The 22,425-nt window shown below is 73.0% G+C and carries 21 protein-coding genes, 1 tRNA gene and 3 pseudogenes; 12 read left to right on the top strand and 13 right to left on the bottom strand.

The genetic code is table 11. From position 1 onward, the window contains the following. The 3 genes and pseudogenes from E1211_RS10375 to E1211_RS10365 form a co-directional block, all read right to left on the bottom strand. Positions 1-164: pseudogene (locus E1211_RS10375) on the bottom strand (cobyric acid synthase CobQ); the annotation flags it as partial. A gap of 125 nt (positions 165-289) precedes the next feature. Further along, positions 290-1,264 (bottom strand): annotated as a pseudogene (locus E1211_RS10370) (cobalamin biosynthesis protein); the annotation flags it as partial. Positions 1,265-1,445: 181 nt separating this feature from the next. Continuing rightward, the gene (locus tag E1211_RS10365; protein ID WP_132347843.1) at positions 1,446-2,204 is read right to left on the bottom strand and encodes a single-stranded DNA-binding protein; all 759 of its coding nucleotides are present in this window, start codon (positions 2,202-2,204) and stop codon (positions 1,446-1,448) included. Between the two features lie 308 nt (positions 2,205-2,512). Between E1211_RS10365 and E1211_RS10360 the strand changes: the two genes are divergently transcribed. Both E1211_RS10360 and E1211_RS10355 read left to right on the top strand, forming a co-directional pair. Continuing rightward, a complete protein-coding gene (locus E1211_RS10360) occupies positions 2,513-2,926 on the top strand; it encodes an HPF/RaiA family ribosome-associated protein (protein ID WP_132347841.1) in 414 nt (137 codons plus the stop codon). A gap of 97 nt (positions 2,927-3,023) precedes the next feature. Beyond that, a complete protein-coding gene (locus E1211_RS10355) occupies positions 3,024-4,109 on the top strand; it encodes an alpha/beta hydrolase (RefSeq protein WP_132347839.1) in 1,086 nt (361 codons plus the stop codon). 10 nt (positions 4,110-4,119) lie between these two features. On the opposite strand, the gene E1211_RS10350 is transcribed toward E1211_RS10355, so the two are convergent. Then, positions 4,120-4,803: a hypothetical protein gene (locus E1211_RS10350; protein WP_132347837.1), complete on the bottom strand. Its 684-nt coding sequence runs from the start codon at positions 4,801-4,803 to the stop codon at positions 4,120-4,122. Between the two features lie 251 nt (positions 4,804-5,054). On the opposite strand from E1211_RS10350, the gene E1211_RS10345 reads away from it, so the two are divergent. Next, positions 5,055-5,127 (top strand) — tRNA-Arg (locus tag E1211_RS10345). 181 nt (positions 5,128-5,308) lie between these two features. Here the strand turns inward: E1211_RS10345 and E1211_RS10340 are convergent. Together E1211_RS10340 and E1211_RS10335 are read right to left on the bottom strand one after the other, a co-directional pair. Next, entirely contained in the window at positions 5,309-5,872 is a 564-nt protein-coding gene (locus E1211_RS10340; RefSeq protein WP_165947220.1) for a GrpB family protein, read from the bottom strand. Positions 5,873-6,048: 176 nt separating this feature from the next. Further along, positions 6,049-6,786 carry an SDR family oxidoreductase gene (locus E1211_RS10335; RefSeq protein ID WP_132347833.1) on the bottom strand — a complete coding sequence of 246 codons (738 nt, stop codon included), beginning with the start codon at positions 6,784-6,786 and terminating at the stop codon, positions 6,049-6,051. A 106-nt stretch (positions 6,787-6,892) separates the two neighbouring features. On the opposite strand from E1211_RS10335, the gene E1211_RS10330 reads away from it, so the two are divergent. Together E1211_RS10330 and E1211_RS10325 are read left to right on the top strand one after the other, a co-directional pair. After that, on the top strand, positions 6,893-7,498 hold the full coding sequence (locus E1211_RS10330) for a TetR/AcrR family transcriptional regulator C-terminal domain-containing protein (RefSeq protein WP_132347831.1): 606 nt from the start codon (positions 6,893-6,895) through the stop codon (positions 7,496-7,498). Between the two features lie 413 nt (positions 7,499-7,911). Next, a complete protein-coding gene (locus E1211_RS10325; protein ID WP_132347829.1) occupies positions 7,912-9,174 on the top strand; it encodes an FAD-binding oxidoreductase in 1,263 nt (420 codons plus the stop codon). 33 nt (positions 9,175-9,207) lie between these two features. Here E1211_RS10325 and E1211_RS10320 read toward each other — a convergent pair whose 3' ends face one another. Then, positions 9,208-10,182, bottom strand: coding sequence for a phosphotransferase family protein (locus tag E1211_RS10320; protein ID WP_243709482.1), 975 nt, complete (start codon positions 10,180-10,182; stop codon positions 9,208-9,210). 98 nt (positions 10,183-10,280) lie between these two features. On the opposite strand from E1211_RS10320, the gene E1211_RS10315 reads away from it, so the two are divergent. Then, entirely contained in the window at positions 10,281-10,829 is a 549-nt protein-coding gene (locus E1211_RS10315; RefSeq protein ID WP_132347827.1) for a hypothetical protein, read from the top strand. Between the two features lie 49 nt (positions 10,830-10,878). Here E1211_RS10315 and E1211_RS10310 read toward each other — a convergent pair whose 3' ends face one another. Continuing rightward, positions 10,879-11,619, bottom strand: a complete 741-nt coding sequence (locus tag E1211_RS10310) for a class I SAM-dependent methyltransferase (protein ID WP_132347825.1) — start codon at positions 11,617-11,619, stop codon at positions 10,879-10,881. A 233-nt stretch (positions 11,620-11,852) separates the two neighbouring features. Between E1211_RS10310 and E1211_RS10305 the strand changes: the two genes are divergently transcribed. The 5 genes from E1211_RS10305 to E1211_RS33880 all read left to right on the top strand — a co-directional run bounded on the left by E1211_RS10305 (position 11,853) and on the right by E1211_RS33880 (position 16,827). Further along, positions 11,853-12,737, top strand: a complete 885-nt coding sequence (locus E1211_RS10305) for a septum formation family protein (protein ID WP_132347823.1) — start codon at positions 11,853-11,855, stop codon at positions 12,735-12,737. A 189-nt stretch (positions 12,738-12,926) separates the two neighbouring features. Further along, positions 12,927-14,105 carry a sensor histidine kinase gene (locus E1211_RS10300; RefSeq protein WP_132347821.1) on the top strand — a complete coding sequence of 393 codons (1,179 nt, stop codon included), beginning with the start codon at positions 12,927-12,929 and terminating at the stop codon, positions 14,103-14,105. Then, positions 14,095-15,333: a hypothetical protein gene (locus E1211_RS10295; RefSeq protein WP_243709481.1), complete on the top strand. Its 1,239-nt coding sequence runs from the start codon at positions 14,095-14,097 to the stop codon at positions 15,331-15,333. Before E1211_RS10300 ends, E1211_RS10295 begins: the two co-directional genes overlap by 11 nt. Continuing rightward, positions 15,306-16,019 (top strand): response regulator transcription factor, encoded by a 714-nt coding sequence (locus tag E1211_RS10290; RefSeq protein WP_132347819.1) that lies wholly within the window; start codon positions 15,306-15,308, stop codon positions 16,017-16,019. Before E1211_RS10295 ends, E1211_RS10290 begins: the two co-directional genes overlap by 28 nt. 73 nt (positions 16,020-16,092) lie before the next feature. Further along, positions 16,093-16,827, top strand: a complete 735-nt coding sequence (locus tag E1211_RS33880; protein ID WP_371686141.1) for a hypothetical protein — start codon at positions 16,093-16,095, stop codon at positions 16,825-16,827. A 7-nt stretch (positions 16,828-16,834) separates the two neighbouring features. Here the strand turns inward: E1211_RS33880 and E1211_RS10280 are convergent. Continuing rightward, positions 16,835-17,689 (bottom strand): annotated as a pseudogene (locus E1211_RS10280) (GlxA family transcriptional regulator); the annotation flags it as partial. 2 nt (positions 17,690-17,691) lie between these two features. Next, a complete protein-coding gene (locus E1211_RS10275) occupies positions 17,692-18,300 on the bottom strand; it encodes an isochorismatase family protein (RefSeq protein WP_132347815.1) in 609 nt (202 codons plus the stop codon). A 53-nt stretch (positions 18,301-18,353) separates the two neighbouring features. On the opposite strand from E1211_RS10275, the gene E1211_RS10270 reads away from it, so the two are divergent. Continuing rightward, a complete protein-coding gene (locus tag E1211_RS10270; protein ID WP_243709480.1) occupies positions 18,354-19,139 on the top strand; it encodes a S9 family peptidase in 786 nt (261 codons plus the stop codon). A 115-nt stretch (positions 19,140-19,254) separates the two neighbouring features. On the opposite strand, the gene E1211_RS10265 is transcribed toward E1211_RS10270, so the two are convergent. The 3 genes from E1211_RS10265 to E1211_RS10255 all read right to left on the bottom strand — a co-directional run bounded on the left by E1211_RS10265 (position 19,255) and on the right by E1211_RS10255 (position 22,323). Beyond that, complete coding sequence (locus E1211_RS10265) at positions 19,255-21,315, bottom strand: glycogen debranching N-terminal domain-containing protein (protein ID WP_132347813.1); 2,061 nt, start codon at positions 21,313-21,315, stop codon at positions 19,255-19,257. Beyond that, a complete protein-coding gene (locus tag E1211_RS10260) occupies positions 21,315-21,683 on the bottom strand; it encodes an SCP2 sterol-binding domain-containing protein (protein WP_132347811.1) in 369 nt (122 codons plus the stop codon). The genes E1211_RS10265 and E1211_RS10260 overlap by 1 nt, the downstream gene beginning before the upstream one ends. A gap of 223 nt (positions 21,684-21,906) precedes the next feature. Continuing rightward, a complete protein-coding gene (locus E1211_RS10255) occupies positions 21,907-22,323 on the bottom strand; it encodes a CBS domain-containing protein (protein WP_132347809.1) in 417 nt (138 codons plus the stop codon). Between the last annotated feature and the right edge of the window lie 102 nt (positions 22,324-22,425).

Genomic DNA, 22,425 nt, shown 5'->3' with positions numbered 1-22,425 from the left:
CGCCCGTCCGGCCCGACCACCACCGCCGAGTTGTTGGACATGTTCTGCGCCTTGTAGGGCGCCACCTTCACGCCCTGCCGGTACAGCCAGCGGCAGATGCCGGCGGTGAGGACGCTCTTTCCGGCGTCGGAGGTGGTGCCGGCCACCAGCAGCCCGCCGCTCATCGCCGCCACCGCCACCCGGTCACCGCCGCGCCGCCACCGCTGACGGCGTGCGGGTCACCGGCTCGCCCGACCCGCGGGCGGGCCGCTGCGCCACCGGTAGCGGCCGGCGGCCGTGGCAGCGCGCGCAGGGCCCGCCGACCGGCGGCGGAGACCAGCCGACCGAGGGTCACCGGGTAGGCGGTCGCCACGGCGAGCGCGGCCAATCCGACCGCGCCGGAGATGCGGGCGGTACGGGCGAGGTGCCGCGCCTCGGGACGCGGACCGTCACCGAGGAACGGCCGCACCTCCGACCGCCCGAAGTAGACGTTGCGCCCGCCGAGTCGTACGCCGAGCGCCCCGGCCATCGCCGCCTCGCACTGGCCGGCGTTGGGGCTGGGGTGGTCGTTCCGGTCGCGCCGCCACACCCGCCACGCCTGCTCGCGATCGCCGTCGGCGACCGGGGCGACGGCCACGGTGAGCAGACCGGTCAGCCGGGCCGGCACCAGGTTGAGCAGGTCGTCCAGCCGGGCGGCGGGCGTACCGAACCGGGCGTAGCGCGGCGAGCGGTGCCCCACCATCGCGTCGAGCGTGTTCGCCGCGCGGTAGCCGAGCAGTCCGGGCAGGCCCGCCACCGCGCCCCAGAGCAGCGGGGCGACCACCGCGTCGGAGGTGTTCTCGGCGACCGACTCGACGGTGGCGCGGGCCAGCTCCGGCTCGTCCAGCGCCGACGGGTCGCGACCGCAGAGGTGGCTCAGCCGCTGCCGGGCGGCCGGCAGGTCGCCGTCGCGCAGCGCCTCACCCATCACCTCGGCCTCGTGCCGCAGGGTGCGGCCGCCCAACGCCGTCCAGGTGCCGGCCGCGACGAGCGCCGCCCGGGCGATCGGCCGGTGCCGGGTGGCCGACGTGGCCGCCACACCGAGCAGCACCGGCATGCCGACGGCGAGGGTGGTGAACACCGCGCCCGCGCGTTGCTCCGGGCGGTAGAGACGCTGTTCCAGCACGCCGGCCGCGCGGCCGAACCCCGCGACCGGGTGCCAGCGGCGCGGATCGCCGAGGAGCCTGTCCAGGGCGTATCCCGCTACCAGTCCCGCCGCGTTCGCCAACGGCGCCGCATGCCGCACGCGCACCACCTCCGGCCGGCCAGCCTAGACGAAAGCCTTCCTCGGATTCGCTCGCGCGGACCCTGGTCACGCGGGGTGACGGCGACAGAGGCCGCCGTCACCCCACCCCCCGTTGCGGCGGCGGAGCCGCCGGTGCGCCCGCCCGTCGACGCCCCCGGCGTGGTGCCGGGAGCACGCCCGGTCACGCCGGTTGCGGCACCCGTCCACGACGGCCGCGGCCCGACGCCCTACCCGTCGACGGCGGTTCGACGGACGGCGGGGAGAGCTCGCCGTCGCCGTCTTCGGCGCCGTCGACCAGCGGCGCGAGTTCGTCGTCGGCGTCGTCGGGGCTCGCCGCGGGATCGGTCGCGCCGCCGTCGAAGTCCCCGTCGTCCAGGGCGAAGGCAGCCGTGCCCATCCCGCCGGGCAGCTCACGGGCGGCCCGCGGCAGGGCGAACTCCGGCAGCTCGAAGTCCTCGTCGAGCGGCCGGTCGTCGGGCAACGCCGGGGCCTGCTCGTCGGGCACCGGCTCGGTCGGCTCCCCCTTCACCCGGCTCTCCGCTTCCGCGTCCTCGACGGTGCTGGTGGTGACGCTCGGCCGGTTACGCAGGAACCGGGCCCGACCGCGGGACAGATCGTGCCCGACGGCCACCGCCTCCAGCTCGTAGAGGGTGCGGTGGTTGCCGGCGTCGTCGGTCCAGTCCCGCGTGTAGAGACGCCCGCAGACGACCACGGGGTCGCCGACCATCACCGAGGCGGCCACCCCCTCGGCGAGCTTCCGCCAGCAGTTCACCCGGACGCGGAGGCTGTTTCCGTCGATCCAGCGACCACTCTCCCGGTCCAGGCGGCGGGCCGTCGAGGCGACCTTGAAGTTGGCCACCAGCGTGTTGCTCTGGGTCGTACGCCGCCATTCCGGGGCGGTCAGCACGTTTCCGACGATCGTGACGTAGGTGTCGAACATCGTCCCTCCAGGGGATCGGGGCTGCCATCGCGAGTCGACTCGTGCCGAGCCTGCGTGCGGAAGCGGCGGCACGCCACCGGTGCCGGCCGTACCTGTGGACGCTGCGGGCTCCTGTGGAAAACACCCTGATCAAGCTCACATCTGCTAAGCGAGCGGTTCCGGATCCGGCCCAGCTGGGTAAGGAGTTGATCAAGCGGCCCTGGCGGCCCGCCGGTCCCGGCGAGGGGCGCCCGGGCAACGTCCGACGAGAGGACAGCGAGCATGACGACGAGCACCATTCCCACCCGTGTCGCGGCGCAGGTGCGGCCATGAGCGCCGTGACCAACCCGGCCACCGTGGCCGAGTGCCTGCGGGTCGGCGCCGGGTTCTCGCAGGGCGACCGGAACTGGATCGTGGAGCAGTTCGCCACCCTGGACGCCCGGCTCGCCACGTTCCACGCCGACGCCACCGAGCTGGAGGTGTCGGTCAAGGAGCGCAACGCCCGTGGGCAGAAGGTCACCCTGGAGTGCTGGATCGCCGGCCGGCAGAAGATCGTCACCACCTCGTCCGAGGAGGACCTGCGGGCCGCGCTCAACGACGCCCGCGACGACCTCCGCCGGCGACTGAACGACGCGAAGACCCGGCAGGAGCCGAGACACAACAAGCACGTACGCGAGATCGGCCAGCCGGAGGCCGGGGAGGTCGCCGTCGACGCCGAGCGCGCCGACGCGGAGACCGTCTGAGCCGTACGCCGTGGCCCCCGGTGGGACCGTGGGGGCCACGGCGCGGAGGCGCGAGAGAGGGCTACCGCCCGGTAGCCCGCCGGCGTACCGTCGGGTCGTGGAACCGGACGTGCTGGGCCCGCCCTACGAGCGGCAGACGATCGACCTGGGCGTCGACGACGAGGGGCCTGTCGTCGCCACCCTGGTCCGCCGGCGCGCCGACCGTCCCACCCGACGCGCCGTGCTCTACGTGCACGGCTTCGTCGACTACTTCTTCCAGACCCACCTGGCCGACTTCTTCGCCGAACGGGGCTGGGACTTCTACGCGCTCGACCTGCGGAAGTACGGTCGCAGCCTGCTGACCCACCAGACCCCGAACTTCTGCCGCGACCTCACCGACTACCACCCGGAGCTGGACGCCGCCGCGAAGATCATCCGCGAGGACGACGGGCACGACATGCTGCTCGCCGTGGGTCACTCCACGGGCGGCCTGATCATCTCGCTCTGGGCGCACGCCCGACGCGACGCGGGGATCGTCGACGGGATCGTCCTCAACAGCCCGTTCTTCGACATCAACGCACCCTGGCTGGTGCGGCGGCCGCTCCTCGCCGCCGTCTCCCGGCTGGGCCGCCGCGCGCCGCACCGGGTCGTCCCCTTCGACCTCGGCACCGCGTACGGCGAGAGCATCCACGCCGACCACCGGGGCGAGTGGAGCTACGACCTGGCGTGGAAGCCGCTCGCCGGATTTCCGGTCCGGGCCGGCTGGCTCGGCGCGATCCGCACCGCGCAGCGGCAACTGCGCACCGGACTGGACATCCCCGTACCCGTGTTGCTCGCCTGCTCGACCCGCTCCTTCCGGGGCCGGCGGTGGCACGAGTCGGCCGGGCTGGCCGACGCCGTCCTGGACCCCGAGCACATGGTCCGGTACGCCCCTCGCCTCGGCCGGCACGTCACCCTGGCCCGCTTCGACGGCGGCCTGCACGACCTCACCCTCAGCGGAACCGCCGTCCGGGAGCAGGTCTTCACCGAGGTCGGCCGCTGGGCGGAGGCGTTCCTCGGCGCGGGCCCGACGGCCCCGGCCGACGGCACCGACACCGCGGGCCGGGACGCGGGCGCCATCCGCACGGCACGGGCCGGCGTGACCACGGGCCCGGTACCGCACAGCCGCCGCCCCGCCGATCCGGCGAACAGCACCCCGAGCTGAGGCGGGTCGCTCAGGCCGCGCCGCCCGCCGGAAGCATCGCGCGGATCCGGTCGAAGGTGGCCACCGGGTGGCTCTCCGCGCCCGGCAGCACCAGGCCGAGGCAGTGCAGGGCCGTCCCACCGTCGGCGGCCGCCTCGACGCCGAAGACCGGCGCCCCGACGTAGCCCGCCGGCAGACCCGCACCGATCCGCACCTCGTCGCCGACACCGGCCACCCGCTCGATCGCCACCTCCAGCGGCCGGTCGCCCTCCGCGGACAGGCCGTGCGCGAGCACGAAGGCCGAGCCCGGCGCCGCACCGATCCGGGCGATCACGGCGGCGTCCGCCGCGACGACGTCCACCACCGGTTGCGTACGCCACGCCCAACCGCCCGCCGCCGCCACGGCGTGCAGGCCGGTCGTCGGCAGCACCGCCACCCCCACCTCCGGGCGGCGGATCCAACCCGTGACGGGCAGGACCTCCGGGGCCGGACCGACCGGTTCGGTGACGCTCGCCCGCAGGCCGAGATCCCCCGCTGCGCCGGCCACCCCGTCGGCGGTCAGCAGGTACTCGCCGCCGGAGTCCTGGAAGAAGAAGGCGGTGCCGGCGCCGTCGGGGTCGGTCCCACCGGCGCGGCGGTACGGCAGGATCGCGCGGCCGACGAGCTGGCAGAGTTCGTAGGCGACGTCGTTCTCCACGTCGGGGTCGAGCAGCACCCGCCGAGAGTACGTCGCGCCCGACCCCGCCTCCGGTGGGTGACCCGCTCGTCCCGTCGACTCGTTGCCGGGCGGCGTCCGGTCAGCGGCCGATGTGCTCCGGCTCACGTCCGGTCCGTGGACGCCGACGACCCGGAAACCCGATGCCGGGCCTCGGTGGCTCGTGCGAACCTTGTCGGCGTACGACGCCAGGACGGTACGTCGGTCAGCCGCAGAGCGGGCGGTACCCTCTTGGCGCGACACCACGCCACGCGCCCGTAGCTCAGCGGATAGAGCAGGGGACTTCTAATCCCAAGGCCGCAGGTTCGAATCCTGCCGGGCGCACCCTTCCCACCACCGATCAGCGGCTCTCCGCTCCCGGTCGAGACGCTCGCCACGGCCTCGGTACAACCCATTCCTACCGCCAATTCAGCGAAGAGGCGCCGAGCCCGAGCAGTCTCCCGCGGATCACCTCATGGCTGTGCATGTTGCCACCGTGCGGGCGGGACGGCCTTGCCGCCATCTTCTAGCCCGCCGTCGACTGGCGCCTTGCCGATCGGCTCCACAGGCGGGCCTCGGCCGACAACTGTGTCATCATCTCTTCCTTCGCGGCGCCGTACTGCGCTCGGCTGTGGGGATGCAACTCGGCCGCACGTCTCTTTGCCGCCTCGTAGCGGCGGGCAGCGTCGGGATTGGCCGCGATGTAGGCGCGGAAGACTCGGTTCGCCTCCGGCACCAGCGACGTCACGCCGAAGACGTGTAGGTGGTGGCTCCGCTTCCCGTGGGTGTCTCTCGCGAAGAACAAGTGATCATCGTCCTCCGGGAAGGCCATCGGACGATAGACGTACCCGAGCTCCTCAAGTGGCCGGAGGTCGGCGACGACCTCGGCAACCTCGGCTACTACCGCGAGAATGTCAATGATGGGCTTGGCCGCCACTCCGGGAATGCTGGTAGAGCCAAAGTGCTCGACGCTCAGCGCCGCGGGCAGCACCTCCGACAACAGCCGTTGTTCGACCTGGAATCGCTCCGACCATGCCGGGTCGTAGGGCACCACCTCGACTACTGGCGCTTCGTCCTCCACGTCGGCCACCGTAACGGCTCCGTACCGCCATCCGTGCCGGCAAGCACGCCCGGCCCCGTCGATCACCGCGACTCCCGTACCGCGGAGTCAGCCGGGGAACCGTCTTGGTTGTGTCGCCGCGCTGCTTGTGGTCGCCGACGAGGGAGATCTGCCGGTCGGTCCGGTGGGAGGAGTCATCGGTTGCGTCACCAGGGCTGAGCGCCGGCGTCGCTGAAACATCCGCCGCTCGGGCCGTCGGCGGGCAGCGCCGCCAGGTCGACGATGATCCGGGCGCCCTCGGCGGCGGTCCGGGTGCTGGCGTGGTGGGTGAGGTCGGTGGCGACATGACCGGGCGACGCCGAATTGATCTTCAGGTTCTCGTACCCGGGAGTCCGGTGGAACGCCTGCGCGTAGCGCACCGTGACCATGTTCAACGCCGCCTTCGACGAGGAGTAGGGCAGGATGTGCTCCGCGGCGGCGTAGGGCGAGTCGATCTCGCCGGTCAACGCGAACGACGCCGTGGTGCTGGCGACGTTGACGATGCGGCCGGCGGTCGAGGCCCGGAGCAGCGGCAGCATCGCGTGGGTCACCTCGACGACCGCGAAGACGTTCGTCTCGTACGTGCGGCGCATCTGCTCCGCCGAGACGTCCAGGATCGATGTCTCGTCGATGCTGCCCGCGTTGTTCACCAGGACGTCGAGCCGGCCGTACTCGGCGCTCAGTCGGTCGGCCAGCGCGCGGACCGTGACCGCGTCGGTGACGTCGAGGGCGACCGGGGTCACGTCGAGCCCCTCCTCGCGGAGGAGGGTGGCGGCGGCTTCGCCCCGGCCGGGGTCGCGGCTGCCGAGCAGGACCGTCGCCCCGCGCTGGGCGAGTTGCCGCGTCGTCTCGAAGCCGAGTCCCTTGTTCGCGCCGGTCACGAGCGCGACGGTGGTGCTGGCCATGATCTTCCCTTCTTGTCCAATGGATAAGAGGTATATTAGCCAGCGGACAAGAAGCCGCCACGGGATGTGACACGTCTCGCGGAGGAGCAGGCGAACGGGAGCGAGCGTGCGAACGACGCGGGAGGCCGTCGTCCAGGCGGCCCTGCACGTGCTCGACGAGGACGGCCTCGACGGGCTCACCATGCGCGCGGTCGCCCAGCGGCTCGGCGTGCAGCACAACACCGTGCGGTGGCACGCCGCGAGCAAGCAGCGGCTACTCGAACTGGTATCCGACGAGTTGCTGGCGCACTGCGCCGACGAGCCGTTGCCACCGGCCTGGGACGAGCGGATCCGGACGCTGAGCCGACGGTGCCGAACGGCCCTGCTCGCCCACCGCGACGCGGCCCGGATGCTCACCGTGGCGTGCGGCCCGGAACCGCACTCGCTGCGCTACGCGGAGACGGTCGTCGCCACCCTGCTCGACGCCGGCTTCGACGGGCGGACCGCCGCCTGGGCGCACTGGTCCCTCTTCTATCTCATCCTCGGCATCACGCAGGAACAGCAGGCCGGCACGGCCGTCCCGGTGCGCGCCGACCAGGTTCCGCAGGATCGGTACCCGGCGCTGGCAGCGACCCTGCCGCACGTCGGCTCCGGCGAGTTCGACGAGCGCTTCGACTTCGCGATACAGCTCATCATCGAGGCCCTGACCGCGAGGCGGCGGCCGGCGGAGTGACGGCTCCACGGCGTTCCGACCCTCGGAAGCCTGAGGCTCCCGCGATGCCCGCCCCTGGCCGCCGGCCACCCTGTGCCCGAGTTGCGGGCCGAGCCGAAGTAGTGGTGGAAGCTCCGCACGATTCACGGGGTACCCGCATCTCGGGGTGTGCGGGCCGCACGATGGCCCGACTTCATGGAACCCGAGTCGATCATCGGGCGCGCCTGGGGCGAATGGTGGCCCAGGTCCGGTCCGGCGTGCGCCCGGCATGAACCCCTCCAGCAGCCGCTGCGCGTCGCACCGGGCCACACCTGTGACCATCGACATAGTTCGCCCCGACGGCATCTGGCGCATGATCGTTCGGCGGGGTCGACCGACGACCGGACACAGCGGGAACGGGACGGCCCTGCCCCCTCGTTCCTAAGGAGAGCGCCATGCCCACCGCCGAGTCCGTACCCGCCCCTGAGCACGTCGCCGTCATCGGTGCGGGGATGGTCGGGCTGGCCACCGCCTGGTTCCTCCAGGAGCGGGGCGTACGGGTCACCGTGCTCGACCGGAGCGGCGTGGCCGCGGGCGCGTCGTGGGGCAACGCGGGCTGGCTCACCCCCGGCATCACCACTCCCCTGCCGGAGCCGGCCGTGCTCCGGTACGGACTGCGCGCCCTGCTCAGCCCGTCGTCACCGGTGTACGTGCCGCCACGTGCGGACCCCCGGCTGCTGCGGTTCCTGACCTCCTTCGCCCGGCACAGCACCCAGTCGAGGTGGCGGTCCGCCATGGCGGCCTACATCCCGATGAACCGGCGCGCCTTCGAGGCGTACGACACGCTGACGGCCGGCGGGGTCGGGTCGGTGACGTACGAGGCGAAGTCGTTCATGGCGGCGTACCGGACCGAGGCCGAGCGGTCGGTCCTCCTGGAGGAGCTGGGACACATCCGTTCCGCCGGCCAGGAGATAGAGTTCGACGTTCTCACCGGCGCCGAGGCGCGGGAGGTGGAGCCCTCGCTGGCGGACGCCGTCGGCGCCGCCATCCGCCTGCACGGCCAGCGGTTCGTCAACCCGGGGCAGTACGTCCACGCGCTCGCCGAAGCCGTCCGCGCCCGGGGCGCGACGATCGTGACCGGGGCCGAGGTGGTGGACGTACGCGACGAGGGCAGCAGGGTGCGGGTGGTGACCGCCGCCGGCGCGGACGACCGGTACGACGCCACGGTGCTCGCGACCGGCACGTGGCTGGGCGCGCTCGCGCGCCGCTACGGGGTGCGGACCGTCGTGCAGGCCGGCCGTGGGTACAGCTTCAGTGTGGCGATCGAGCACCTGCCGGCCGGCCCGGTGTACTTCCCCGCGCAGCGCGTCGCGTGCACGCCCCTGGGAGACCGGCTCCGCGTCGCCGGGATGATGGAGTTCCGCAGCGCCGAGGCGCCGCTCGACCCTCGCCGGATCCGGGCGATCACCGAGGCGGCCCGTCCGCTGCTGCGCGGGGCGGACCTCGACGACCGCGTCGACGAATGGGTCGGCTCGCGCCCCTGCACCCCGGACGGTCTGCCGCTGATCGGTCGCACCCGGTCGCCGCGCGTCTTCGCGGCAGGCGGCCACGGCATGTGGGGCATCACCCTCGGCCCGCTCACCGGCGAGCTGCTCGCCGAGCAGATCACCACCGGGCGGCAGCCTGCGGAGCTCCGCCCCTTCGACCCGCTGCGCTGACGAACCTGGCAACTCGAACGCCGCAGTAGCAAATCAGGTGACGGCGGCGAGGGCACGAGCAAGGTTGCACTCGGCGATCTTCCGCATTCGGTCGGCATCCGGGAAGCCGGTCTCCAGCAGTCGCAGCGGGCCTTCCACCAGCGAGATGCACAACGCCAGCCGGTACAGCTGCAACCGGGCTTCATCGAGGCCCGAGGCTCGAAGAACGGCGTAGTGCTGGCCGAAACGCAGTTCCAGGAAGGCGTGCTCCCACTCCACGTCGGCCCACATCAGTCCCTCGATGTCGATGAGGACGGGGCGGCCGTCCCGGTCGACACGGACGTGGTCCGGTCCCAGCTCGCCGTGCACCAAGCGGTAGCCGGCCCGTGGCAACACCGACGCGGCACGTTTGCGCAGCTCGTTCTTGAGCCGCTCCGCAGCTGCGGCGATTCGAGGTGCACGAACGGCGGCGGAGTCGACGTGGCGCAACGCACGATCCAGCACCACGCTCGGAAAACTTGCCAGGGCGGTACCGCACGGCAGGCCGGCCCTGCCGAACGTCGGACGGGACGCCGCGTGCATCCGGCGCAGCGTCAGTCGCAGGCCTTCGAGCACGAGCCCAGCCGCAGCCGTATCCGTAGCCATCAGCTCTGCCAAGGCCGGCCCGGCGATGTCCTCGACGAGCGCCACATCGGCAGGCAGGTGGGTTCCCGAATCGTCGACCAGCAGCAGCTCGGGGACCGCGACGCCGAGTCCGGCGAGCTGCCGGTGCGCCGGCAGGAACAACGCGAGACCGCTGGCATCCGCGAAGAGATCGGGCGCGGAGTCGCCAGCGACGGCGCTCCACCAGTTCTGGCTCTCGTGCCAGAGGTAGAGCACCACCGACGCGCCGTCGGTCAGCCGCAGACGGAACACGCCCTTTTTCGAGCCACCGCGCAGGCGCTCCACCTCCGACACAGCGACTGAGCGCCCCAAGGCGGCCCTCACGAGGCCGAGGAGAGCGCCCGGCGACAGCAGTTCGCCGGTCACGTGCGGCCTCCCGAGAGCGGGAGCGAACTCGGCGGCTGACGCAGTTGAACTCCACGGACGATGCCACGGTGATCGATCCGACCGGTACCCTCACTGCCGTGAAGAAGCGCACTCTGGTGCTGGTGGCCGTGCTCGGTGCCCCTCTCGCGTTGCTGCCGGCCGGCGCGGTCACGGCCGGCTACCTGGTGGTTCGCGACGGCTGGAAGCGTCAATCGACCTGCCAGGAGTTGCTGCCGATCGAGGAGGCGAAGGTGCGCACCGACCGGTGGGATCCGCCGGAGGATCTGCCGGGCCTCGACGACTACCCCGCGATCCACTGGCAGGTCCGGGCGAAGGGCAATCCGTGCACCTGGGGGCCGGGTCCGACGGACTGGGCTTACCAGGGCGTGGTGAAGCTCCGCCCGGAGGACGCGCGCGCGTTCGCGGAGCGGTACGACTTCGTCGCGTACGACCCCGTCGTCGCCGAGGAGTACGCAGCCAACCGGACCCCCGAGGACGTGTGGCCGGCCCTGGCAGGATTCCTGCCGCCCGAGCCGCGGTGGCTGACCAGCCGGGTCTACGACGAGTTGGACACGTCCAGCCGGTGGCGGACCGGGTACCTCGACGTCGAGCACGCGACGCTCCTGTTCATGCTCGACGACCACTGACCGGTGGCCCGGCCGACCGGGCGAGCCAGCAAATCGACGGGCCCGACGATCATCCCGGCGGGATGCGGTAGACGGAGACGTGGGAACGCGAGTCGGCGGTGAACTCGGCGCCGGCCCAGTCGGCGTGCCGGGTCTCCAGCTCGAAACCGGCGAGCTGGGCCATGAGGTCGAGTTCGGCGGGCCAGATGTAGCGGTGCGGGCTGCGACTCAACCGCGCCTGCCCGCTCTCGTCGAACCGGAAGTGGTACGACTCGGCGTACTGGTGGAGCACGTCGTACGTGTCCAGGCCGACGTAGCCGGGCTCGGTGTGCCAGACCACCGCCTGCTGGCCCGGCGGAAGCTTGCGCAGCTCCGGCACCCAGAGCTCGATCACGAACCGTCCACCCGGTACGAGGTGACGGGCGGCGTTGCGGAAGCACTCGACCTGCTCGGCCTGGGTCAGCAGGTTCGAGATCGTGTTGAAGACGAGATAGACGAGGGTGTACTCACCTGGCGCGGCCGTGGTCGCCATGTCCCCGGCGATCACCGGGATCGCCGCCTCGTCCACCTTGGTCCGCAGCCGATCGATCATCGGACCGGACAGCTCGATGCCGGTGACGGGCACTCCACGCTCGGCGAGCGGGACGGCCACCCGCCCGGTGCCGACGGCGAACTCGAGGGCCCGCCCGCCGGCCGCCAGCTCGGCGAGACGGTCGACTGTGGGTCCGACCACGTCCGGGGCGAACATGCCGGTTCCCGGGGTGTCGTAGCGTTCGGCGGTCTCCGCGTCCCAGATCGGTGCCCGTAGCATGCCGGTAAGCCTGCCCCCGGGCGACGGCATCGTTCAATGCGTTTTCCGCGTCGCCGCCGAGGGGTGGGCCGGCGGACCGGTGCGGGGTAAAGGCCCCGGCGGACCGGTGCGGCGAGCGCCGCCGGACCAGCGCGGGCGCCGCGGGCGCGGCCGGTAGCGGCTGTCCGGAGGGCGGCCGGTCGCGCCGGTGCCCTATGCTCCGCCGTGTCACGGGGGACCTGCGGGAGGGTGACATGCGACGCCGTCGGCTCGCGGCGATCTGGGCTGCGCTCCTCGTCGCGGCTTCGGCCGGCTGCGGCACGTCGGCGGGCACCGACGGTGACCTGACGGACGACTGGCGGCCGGCGACCGAGGCGAGACGGTTCACCCCGCGCGTCGGCGAGTGCTACGGGGCGCTGAGCGCGCACACCAGCCATCCGCCGGTCGACTGCGCGGCTCCGCACCTGGTCGAGGCGTTCCATGTCGGAACGTTCGGCGCCGACGTGGCGCGGCGCTCCGCGCCGCCGCCGCCCACTTCCGCCGCCGTGCGAGCGGCCTTCGTCGAGTGCGATCGCCGGGGCCGGGAGTTCGCCGGGGGTGACTGGCGGGGCGGCCGGCTGTCGGTGCGGGTGCTGCCGGTCGCGGCGGCCGGCTGGCAGGTAGGCAGTCGCTGGTTTCGCTGCGACATGTTCGAGTTGAACGCGGTGACCGGCCTCAACGGGGAGGACGACGAGCCGGTGAGCCGGGTCGGCAGCCTGCGGGGCGTGCTGCGGGACGACTCCGCGGTGCGGCTCGGCTGCATGAACTCCGACGACTGGGCCCGGTTGGCGCCGACCGCCTGCTCCGTCCCGCACCAGTTCGAGTACGCGGGGGTCTGGACGGCGCCGGAGCGCTCGTACGAGGATGCGCGGCGCGACGAGGCGACCGTCCATGATCGTTGTCGTACGGTCGTCGCGCGCTACGCGCGGGTGCCGGCGGACAGCATGCTGCGCTACCGCACCGGCACCGCGTTCCGCTTCCCGTCGAAGGAGGCGTGGGGGCGGGGCGATCGGGGCGTCCGCTGCTACTTCTGGTCGGGCGGCCGCAGGCTCACCCGGTCGATCGCCGGGGGTGGGCCGGCGATCCTGCCGATCAATTGATCGGCGACGCCGATCGACAGGGGGTAACCGGTTCCCGCTCGGCGCGTGTCGCTGACCAGGGCCGACGGGTGAGAGATCACCTGTCGCACACCGTGTGTGACGACATGCATCGCTCCCGTGTTATTCTTGCTCGTCGATCTATGCCGCGCGACCCCGGGTCGGGTCGTCGCCGGAAGGACACTTCTCCCGATGCCGGCCGTTCCCGTTCGGACCGTGCCACCCGCCGTGCTGGACAGCCCGGCCGGCGGCGCGCTCAGCCTCATCTTCACCACGTTGCCGGCCATGCTCCGGCTGACCTGCGGGCTCGTCGGCGCGATCGTGGCCGTCTCGGTCCGTACGCCCCCGGTGCAGGCGGCGTTGCTCTTCGCCGGCGTCACCGCGTTGACCGCCTGGTCCATCTGGTACGCGGCACGCGCCCTGCGCCACGGCGTCACGCCGCCCCTGATCGCCGGGGACGTGGCACTCACCACGGGCGCCTGCCTGCTCATCCCCCGGTTGGTGGCCCCCGAGGTGCTGCCCGGCGAGGGGAGCTGGATCGCGGTGCTCGCCAGCACCACGGTGATCAACACGCAGGTCACCGCCCCGGCCCGCTGGTCGATCCCGGCCGGCCTGCTGGTCACGGCAGGCTACGCGACCGGCGCGCACGCAGCGGGCAACCCGCGGGAGGCCGCCGCGCACACCGCGACCCTGCTGGTGCAGATCGGCTGCACGGCGATGATGAGCGCGGTCATGCGTCGCCGGATCGCCCGCGCCGACCGGGCCTTCGCCGCACACCAACGGTTGGCGCGGGAGGCGCTGGTCGCCCGGACGGCGTGGGAGTCCGAGCGCCGGCAGAACCGCGACCTGCACGACACCGTGCTCGGCACGCTCACCATGGTCGGGCTCGGCGCGGTCACCGGCCCATCGGTGGAGCTGCGTCGGCGGTGCGCCGCCGACCTGCGTACCCTCGCCGCTCTCGCCGACGCCCGCACCGTCCCCGCCGACGGCCCGGCGTCGCTGGACGACCGGCTGCGGTCGGTACGCGACCGGATGCCGGCGCTGCCGATCCACGTCGAGCTGGAACCGTGCGCGGTGCCGGCGGCGGTGGCCGACGCGATCGCGGAGAGCGTCTACGCGGCACTGTCCAACGTGGTCCGGCACGCCCCGGGCGCGGTGGCCGAGCTGCGCCTGCGCCGGTCGGCGATCGGCGTCGTGGTCGAGGTGGTCGACGACGGCCCCGGCTTCGACCCCGCCGCCGTCCCCCCGCACCGGTACGGGCTGCGCGAGTCGGTCCGGGGGCGGATGGCGGCGATCGGCGGGAGCGCTCGCATCCACTCCGCTCCGGGCGCGGGCACCCGGATCAGCCTGGAGTGGCCCGGTGTCGGCTGAACTCGACGCCGCCGTCCGGCAGGGGTACGCCCCGGCGACGGCGCTCACCGTCGCGGCACCGCCCGCCCCGTCCCGGGGTACGGCCGGGGAGGTCACGCCGCAGACGGCGGCGGGCCAGGTCGCAGCCGCGGTGGGGCGGGCCTCGGACCGCGGCGCCCGGATCGCGGCGGTCGCCATCGCGCTGGCCTGGCACTGCGTGATCGGGCTGCCGGCGGTGCTGGCCAACCGGGCGGAGTTGGCGGCGCCCGGTGTGGTGCTCGCGGCCTGGGCGGTCGTGGCCGTGGTCGGGGTGCTGGCCGGGTTCCGGCTGCTGCGTCACGCCCCGCTGCCGGCCTGGCCGCTGGCCGGGCTGCTGCTCGCGGTCGACGCGACGGTCTTCGCCGCCGCCGGCGAGCGGCAGCTCTTCACCACCGCGAACTGGGTCTGGGGCACGCTCGGTTGGTTCTTCATGCTGGCGCTCTGGGGGCGGCGGGTGCGGGGGCTGATCGCCCTGCTCACCGCGCACTCGCTCATCGCCCTCGTGGCGGTCGTCGGGTACGGCGCGACCGCCCCCGCCGACCTGGCCCGGTTCGCGATGTACGTCTACGGCACCTCGTCCCTGCCGATCGCGGCGTACGTCGGCAGCGCGGTCGTCGCCGTGCTGGCGCGGGAGCGGGCCACCACCTCCGCGGCCACCCACGCGATGGCGGCGGAGCGGGACGCCGCCGAACGGGCCCGGCGGGACCGGCGGGACCGGCTGGCCCTGGTCGGCGGCGCCGCGGGGGCGGTGCTCGCCGAGTTGGCCGACGGACGTGCCGACCCCGCCGATCCCGTCGTGCAGCGTCGGGCGGTGCTGGCGGCGGCCCGGCTACGGCGGTTGATCGCCGAGTCGGACGACGTGCCCGATGCCCTGCTGCACGAGCTGCGCGCCGCCGCCGACCTGGCCGAACGTAACGGGCTGCCGATCGACCTGGTGACCATCGGCACGCCACCGCCGCTGCCGGTGCAGGTCCGCCGGCAGCTCGCCGACCCGCTCACGGCGACGCTGGCGGACGCGCGGGGCTGGGCCCGGTTGACGGTCGTGTCGGATCCGGGCGAGGTGGTGGTCAGCCTCGTCACCCCCGACCGGAACGGCCCCGACGCGACCGGCCCGCCCGAGTGGGACGACGGGTCGCACGAGGGCCGGGTTGATCGGATCTACGAGCGGGACGGGGAGATCAGATGGGTGCAGACCCGGTGGCGGCGATGAGCGGTGGACGGCCCATCGGGGTGGCCATCGTGGACGACCACCCGGTGGTGGTCGACGGGGTACGCGCCTGGCTCTCCACCGAGCCGCTGCTGACCGTACTGGCCACCGGTGACGATCCGGACGAGGTGCTGCGGGCCGCCCCGGACGCCGACGTCGTCCTGCTCGACCTGCGACTGCACGGCCGGATGGCGTTGGGCAAGCTGGCCGAACTGAGCGCCGCGGGACGCCGGGTGGTGGTCTACTCGGAGCACACCGACCCGGAGACGATGCTCGCCGCCCTGGACGCCGGCGCGGTGGCCTTCCTCGCCAAGCACGAGGGTCGGGAGCACTGCGTCGCCACGGTACTCGCGGCGGCGAGCGACCGCCCGTACGTGCCACCGGCGCTGGCCGGGGCGATGGTCGGTGACCCCCGGCCGGATCGCCCGGTCCTCTCCGACAAGGAGCGGGAGGCGCTGCTGCTCTGGTTCCAGTCGATGTCGAAGGCGTCGGTGGCCCGTCGGATGCGGATCAGCGAACACACGGTCAAGCAGTACGTCGACCGGGCGCGGATCAAGTACACCCGGGCGGGTCGGCCGGCCGCCACAAAGGCGGCGCTGCTCGCCCGCGCGATCGAGGACGGCCTCATCCGGCCGGAAGAGATCGGCATCTACCGGTCACAGGCGAGGTACGACCGGCCGACCCCCTAACGGGTGTCATGACACCCGGTCGGCCATCCGCCACGCTCGACATCAGGGGTGAGCTCTGTGGGAGGTCGTGACGATGCAGGGTGACACGTCGCCCTTCTTCATCGGTCCGCACCGGTTCGATGCGCCGGACGATGAGATGGGTCCGTTGCTCGACCGCCGGTACGAGCTGGTGCCGGCCCTGGGCGAGCAGGTGCTCTGGCGGCACCGGGTGGAGGTGTCGGGGCATCTACTCGGGCCGACCGAGGTCCGGCGGGTGTGGACGCTGCCCGGCCCGGTGACCGTGACCCTCACGGATCAGCGGATCGTCTGGGTGGGTGAGGGCTCGCAGCTCGCGGTGCTCGCCGGCGGGCGGGCCGTCGGCATCGCCCGGCACCGCCCGCCGGTCCGGCTGTCCGGCCTGCTCAGCGGGCAGATCCGCTGGCAGTGGCCGTCCCGCCTGGAGCTGGCGCCGGCCGACCCGGACGACCCGGCCCGGCTGCTGATCGTCTGCGACGCGCTGCGGACCATCCAGCAGCCGGCCCTCGCGCTGGGCGGCCCGCCCGACGAGATCGCCAAGCTGGCCCGCCAGGTGTGCCGGGCGGTGGCCGCCTTCCGGTTGGGCCGGCCCCAGCTCGTCGACCTCTCCCCGCAGGAACGCGACGTGCTGGCACTGCGGTCGGCGGGGCGGCTCGTCGGGGAGGCCCGGATCACCCTGCCCGGGTCGCTGCCGGTCGAGTTCCGGTCCCGGGACGACTACTACCGGCGGGCCGCGGGTCCGGTGCCCGGCCCGTCCGGGCGCGCAGGCGACGCAGCATTCGGGCATCGGTGAAGCCGACGGTCCGGGCGGCCGCCTCCACCGTCGCGCCGTGCCCGATCAGGTGCTCCGCCCGTTCGACTCGCAGGAGTTGCTGGTAGCCGAGCGGGGTGAGGCCGGTGGCCTGCCGGAACAGGCGGGTCAGCGTCCGCTCGGCGACGCCGCCGGCGGCGGCCAGGTCCGCCAGCGGCAGCCGTTCGGCGTAGCGGCGGTCGATCAGGTCCTGTACCCGGTGCACCGCGTCGGAGACGTGCGAGCGGTGTCGCAGCATCACGCTGGCCTGCTGTTCGAGGCCGTTGCGGCGGGCGTACACCACCAGCTCGCGGGCGACGTCGGCGGCGGCGGCGGGGCCGTGCCGGACGGCCACCAGGTGCAGCGCGACGTCGATGCCGCTGGCGATCCCGGCGGAGGTGACCACCCGGTCGTCGACCACGTAGAGCACGTCCCGGATCACCCGCGCCGCCGGATGCCGGCGGGCCAGGTCCTCCTGCACGTCGTGGTGGGTGGTGCAGCGGCGGCCGTCGAGCAGGCCGGCTCGGCCGAGGGCGTACGCGCCGGCGCAGACGCTGGCCACGGTGCCGCCGGCCGCGTGGTGCGCGGCGAGCCGGCGCAAGTCGTCCGGGCCGACCGGGCCCGCCGGCCCGTGCGCGCCGGGCCGCCAACCGGGCACCATCAGCAGGTCGTCGGGGGTGAGGTCGGGCCATCGGGTACGGGCGACCAGCGGCACCCCCTGCACGGTGGGCACCTGTTCCCGCTCGGCCACGTAGTGCAGCTCGTAGTCGTGGCCGAGGTCGGCGGCGCTGGAGAAGACCTGGGCCGGTCCGGCGAGATCCAGCAGGTGCAGCTGCGGGACGAGCAGGAAGACGACCCGGGTCACCGTCAGCTCCGCGCCCGGGCGAGGGCCGCTCCGGTCACCTCGTCCACCGTGCGAACGGTGGCGAACCGGCCGGCCAGCACGTACTCGGTGCGGCGGATGATCTCGTCGTTCGTGAGGGTGCGCGGGTCGGCGAGGATCTCCGCCGGGCCGGCCGTCTCCGGGAGGTCCCGGTGCGGGATCGGGAAGGTCATCGTCGCGTCGGTCACGAACGTCATCCGGTAGCCGAGGTCGGCGCCGACCCGGGTGGTGGTCTCCACGCACTGTTCGGTGCGGATCCCGCAGACGGTGACGTCGCGGACCCCGGCGAGCGTGAGCAGCTGCTGGAGGTTGGTGGTGGTGAAGGCGTTGTGCGCGGTCTTCACCAGCGTCGGCTCACCGTCGGCCACCGCCAACCCGTCGATCAGCCGGACGTGCCCGAGGGCCGGGTCGAAGACGCCGCCGGTGCCGGGCTCGGCGTGCAGGACCCAGAGCACCAGGTCACCCCGCTCGCGGGCGGCGGCCACCAGCCGGTTCACCTGGCCGACGAGGTCGGGGTTCGAGCCGTACGCCCAGATCGGGCGCTGGCGGAAGGACTCCTGGACGTCGATCACGACGAGGGCTGCTCTGTTCATGGGAAGAATCCTGGCCGGGCGGGAGCCGCGACGGCAGACACCATCATGCCCCGATGCGGAACGATCCGGCCGCCGGGGTGCCCGAGGCGCCCCTGGTCCGGTCGGCGCCGCGGCCCGGCCGCCCGGCCGTGGATCTTCTGCCGAGAGCGAAGAAGCTGGTCGTCGGCCGGCCGGCACAGCAGCATGGCGGGCATGACCGAACGCGGCGTACTGCTCTGGATCCACGGCGGCGGTTGGCGCGCCGAGCGACCGAGGACGGCGCCGCGCTGGCCGCGCACGGACTGCGGGTGGTCCCGGCCGACTACCGGTTCGTGCACGAGGCGCGCTGGCCGGCCCAGCTGGAGGACGTCCGGGCCGCAGCCCGACGGGCCCGGGCCGAGGCGGACGGCCTGCCGCTGCTGGTGGCGGGGGACTCGGCCGGTGGGATGCTCGCCCTGCAGCTCGCGTTGCGCGGGGTGGACCGCCCGGACGACGTCGCGGGTGTGCTGTCGTACTGGGCGCCGGTGGACCCGCTCGGCGCGGACTGGCGGCGGCTGCGCGCCGGCGACGACCCGTGGGCGGACCTGCTCGGCCATCCGCCCGCACCCGGCGACCCGGCGACCGTCGACGCGACGGTCACCACCCACGTCGGGAACGCGGTGCCGGTGCTGCTGGTTCAGGGCGCCGACGACCGGTCGGTGCCGGCGAGTCAGGTCGTGGGGCTCACCGGGGCGCTGCTGGCCGCCGGGCATCCGGTGCACAGCTGGCTCACCCACGGCGGCCACGCGCTCGCCCTGGACCGGCCCGACCTGCACGCGGTGACCGCCGCCTTCCTCGACACCGTCCTGCCCCCGGGCTGAACCGGCCGTCCTGCCGGAGGGCCGACCCGGCCGCCCTGCCTCCGGGCTGAACCGGCCGTCCTGCCGAGGGCCGAACCGGTGAGGCATCGAGGTGTGGCGGCGGCGCCGCGGGCGGTCAGTCGATCAGGTTGTGCACCTCCAGCCGGCCACGGGCGAAGGCGTCCACCCGGCCCCAACGACCCGGGATGTCCAGCACCTCGATCCGGCCCATGCCGACCGGCAGGCGCGGATCCACCGAGAGGTGCCCCTCGTGCGGTTCCAGCCCGAGCATGGTCCGCAGCAGCAGCAACGGCGTCCCGGTCGACCACGCCTGCGGGCTGCACGCGGTGGGGTACTCCACCGGGAACTTGGTGAGCTCCCGCTGGTATCCGCCGAACGCCTCCGGCAGCCGGCCGCTGAAGTACGTCGCCGCGTCCAGGATGCCGCTGGCGATGATGGCCGCCTCCTCGGCGAAGTCGTACCGGCGCAGACCCCAGGCGATGAAGGAGTTGTCGAACGGCCAGATCGTGCCGTTGTGGTAGCCGATCGGGTTGTAGCGGATCTCCCCCTCGGCGAGGGTACGCACGCCCCAGCCGGAGAAGAGCCGCGGACCCACCAGATGCTGGGCGATCTTCTCGGCCCGCTCGTGGGAGACGATGCCGCTCCAGAGCAGGTGGCCGATGTTCGAGCTCAACACGTCGCACTGGCGTCCGTCGGGGTCGAGCGCGAGCGCGAAGTACTCGCCGTCCTCGACCCAGAAGTCGCGGTTGAACCGCTCCTTCAGCTGCCTCGCCTCCTGCTCTAGCTGGTCGGCGTACGCCGGGTCGTTCCAGAACTCCCGGGCCAGGCGCGCCCCGCGGACCTTCGCGTCGTACGCGTACCCCTGCACCTCGCAGGTGGCCCGGGGGAACGGCGGCAGCTTGCCGTCCGAGTAGGAGATCGAGTCCCAGGAGTCCTTCCAGCACTGGTTCTCCAGGCCGGTGTCGGTGTTGCGCCGCTCGTACCAGATGTAGCCGGTGCCGACCAGGTCCGCGTACTCGTCGATCCACCGCAGCGCGGCCCGCGACTCCTGTTCCAGCTCCTTGACCAGCGCGGCGTCCCCGGTCCACCGCTCGTACTCGTCGAGCAGGACCACGAAGAGCGGGGTGGCGTCCACCGACCCGTAGTACGGCGAGTGCGGTTGCTCCTCGAAGGCCGCGGTCTCGCCGTACCGCATCTCGTGCAGGATCCGGCCGGGATCCTCGTCGCGGAAGTCGTCGAACCGGGCGCCCTGCAGCGACGCCAGGATCCGCAGCGTGGTCTTCGACAGCGCCGGGGTGAACGGCAACGTCTGCAGGCAGGTCAGGATGCTGTCCCGGCCGAACATGGTCATGAACCACGGCAGACCGGCGGCGGGCAGCGTCGCCCCGCCGAGGGAGAGCGGTGAGAAGCGCAGCGCCGCCAGGTCGACCAGGCTGCGCCGGTACGTCGAGGCGAGCGCCTCGTGCTGGCTGTTCAGCTTGGGCGCGTCGTTGATCCACTTCTCCAGGTCGTGCTGCAGCGCCAGCCGTTCCGCGCTGTGCGTGCTCACGCCCAGCCGCAGGTCGCGCCCGCCCGGCCCGACCGCCGTGGTGTGGACGTCGATGCGGGTCTCCCACTGCTCGTTCGGTTCCAGGTGAATGGAGTAGGCGAACCCCTCCCGGTCGTACCGGGCGGGGGCGGAGGAGACGATCGCGGTCTCCCGGACGAAGTTGCCGCGGCGGTAGCCGAGCCGGAGGCAGTCGGCCTCAACCTCGCTGTAGATTTCGCCCTTCTTGTTCAGAATCTCGTCCTTGACCTGGAACAGGTCGGCGAAGTCGGAGCCGGCGTCGATCCGGATCTCCAGGTCGACGGGCTTCTCGTCGTGGTTCAGGATGATGATCTGTTCCCGGAAGCTGCCGCCGACGGCCCGCTCCCGGATGATCGACAGTTTCGCGTCGATGTAGTGGGTCGCCATGCCCGGCACCAGGAAGAACCGCGCCTCGTAGTACTGGAGGTCGTCGAAGGAGAGCGCGTTGAGCCGCTCACCGTTGACGGTCAGCACCCACTTCGACAGGAACCGCGTGTCGAGTGAGAAGAGCCCGGTCGGTTCGCTCGGCGTCGCCTCGATGTCCCCGGTGTCCTCCGAGACCACGAAGGTGTTGCCGTCCAGGATCCGGATCGTGCCGTTCGAAGCCATCACCGCACCTCCCGCTCGAACTTCCGGCGGGGCCCACGGGCATCCGGGTCGCCGGGGAAGATCCGCTCCACCTGCACCAGCAGGCGCGCGTCGCCGGAGACCGTCATGTCGCCGCGCAGGATCGCCGCGATCCCGTGCTCGCGCCCGGCCGCGATGTCCTCGAAGAGCCCCGGGCTGGTGCCGATCACCGTGTCGGCCTCCTGGTTCTCCCGGGTCACCGCGATCTGGCCGTGCTCGATCCTCAGGAACCAGTGCGTGGTGTGCGGTCCCTCCTGCAGGTCCACCCGCATGGTGCCGGCGGTCTTGGCGAGCCTCGGCTCGTACCCTCGCCGGTCGATCTCCTCGAAGAACCTCGTGGTGGCGTCCAAGGGTCCCCTCCTCCCGCGGTCCGTCGCACCTGGCCTCCGCCCGGTCGGGTGGTCTCCGGCCCTCGGGGCGCCGGCCGTTCGGCGTCCGAGCACGGGTGCCCGTCCGGTGAGCCGTCAACCTCGCCCGGATGGGGTGAGCCGCGCCGGGCACGTCTCGCGGCGACGGACACGACACGCCGGCCTCCCGGATTCCCGGGAGGCCGGCGCACGCCCGCGGCGGACGTCAGTTGTTCGGGTCGTCGGCGCTGATGTCGGCGAGCACCGACTGGGGCTCGCGCTCCACGGCCAGGTCGCCCATCGAGACGAGGCCGATCAGCCGGCCGTCCTCGACGACGGGCAGTCGTCGCACCGCGTAGGTACGCATCAGGTCCGCGGCGGCGACCGCGTCGTCGTACTGGCTCACCGTGATCACGTCCTTGGTGGTGATCTCGTTGAGCCGGGTCGTCGCGGGATTCATGTTCTCCGCCACGGCACGGACCGTGATGTCCCGGTCCGTCACGATGCCGACCACGTTGTCGCCATCGGTGACCACCACGTCGCCGATCGCCATGTCACGCATCTCCTGCGCCGCGGCGGTGAGTGTGTCGCTGCCGTCCATCGTCACCAACCGGGTCGTCATGAACTCTCCGACCGTTGTCATGGTGCCCCCTCTCGGTGTCGGCACCGGCGGTCTACCCGCCGCTCCCGCCGGGGTAACACCGGCCGGTCGTCGTTCGGTCGGCGCTCGGCGCTCAGCGTTCAG

Origin of the sequence: Micromonospora sp. 15K316 (assembly GCF_004348525.1) — a bacterium.
Lineage (GTDB): Bacteria > Actinomycetota > Actinomycetes > Mycobacteriales > Micromonosporaceae > Micromonospora.
The sequence above is the reverse complement of the archived record's forward strand: the minus strand, read 5'-3'. Positions and strand labels throughout refer to the sequence as shown.

What these genes read in the sequence shown, in the direction of transcription:
- E1211_RS10365 (WP_132347843.1), bottom strand. Translation starts at nt 2,204, where the DNA reads ATGTTCGACACCTACGTCACGATCGTCGGAAACGTGCTGACCGCCCCG.
- E1211_RS10360 (WP_132347841.1), top strand. Translation starts at nt 2,513, where the DNA reads ATGAGCGCCGTGACCAACCCGGCCACCGTGGCCGAGTGCCTGCGGGTC.
- E1211_RS10335 (WP_132347833.1), bottom strand. Translation starts at nt 6,786, where the DNA reads ATGGCCAGCACCACCGTCGCGCTCGTGACCGGCGCGAACAAGGGACTC.
- E1211_RS10325 (WP_132347829.1), top strand. Translation starts at nt 7,912, where the DNA reads ATGCCCACCGCCGAGTCCGTACCCGCCCCTGAGCACGTCGCCGTCATC.
- E1211_RS10310 (WP_132347825.1), bottom strand. Translation starts at nt 11,619, where the DNA reads ATGCTACGGGCACCGATCTGGGACGCGGAGACCGCCGAACGCTACGAC.
- E1211_RS10305 (WP_132347823.1), top strand. Translation starts at nt 11,853, where the DNA reads ATGCGACGCCGTCGGCTCGCGGCGATCTGGGCTGCGCTCCTCGTCGCG.
- E1211_RS10300 (WP_132347821.1), top strand. Translation starts at nt 12,927, where the DNA reads ATGCCGGCCGTTCCCGTTCGGACCGTGCCACCCGCCGTGCTGGACAGC.
- E1211_RS10290 (WP_132347819.1), top strand. Translation starts at nt 15,306, where the DNA reads ATGGGTGCAGACCCGGTGGCGGCGATGAGCGGTGGACGGCCCATCGGG.
- E1211_RS33880 (WP_371686141.1), top strand. Translation starts at nt 16,093, where the DNA reads ATGCAGGGTGACACGTCGCCCTTCTTCATCGGTCCGCACCGGTTCGAT.
- E1211_RS10275 (WP_132347815.1), bottom strand. Translation starts at nt 18,300, where the DNA reads ATGAACAGAGCAGCCCTCGTCGTGATCGACGTCCAGGAGTCCTTCCGC.
- E1211_RS10270 (WP_243709480.1), top strand. Translation starts at nt 18,354, where the DNA reads ATGCGGAACGATCCGGCCGCCGGGGTGCCCGAGGCGCCCCTGGTCCGG.
- E1211_RS10265 (WP_132347813.1), bottom strand. Translation starts at nt 21,315, where the DNA reads ATGGCTTCGAACGGCACGATCCGGATCCTGGACGGCAACACCTTCGTG.
- E1211_RS10255 (WP_132347809.1), bottom strand. Translation starts at nt 22,323, where the DNA reads ATGACAACGGTCGGAGAGTTCATGACGACCCGGTTGGTGACGATGGAC.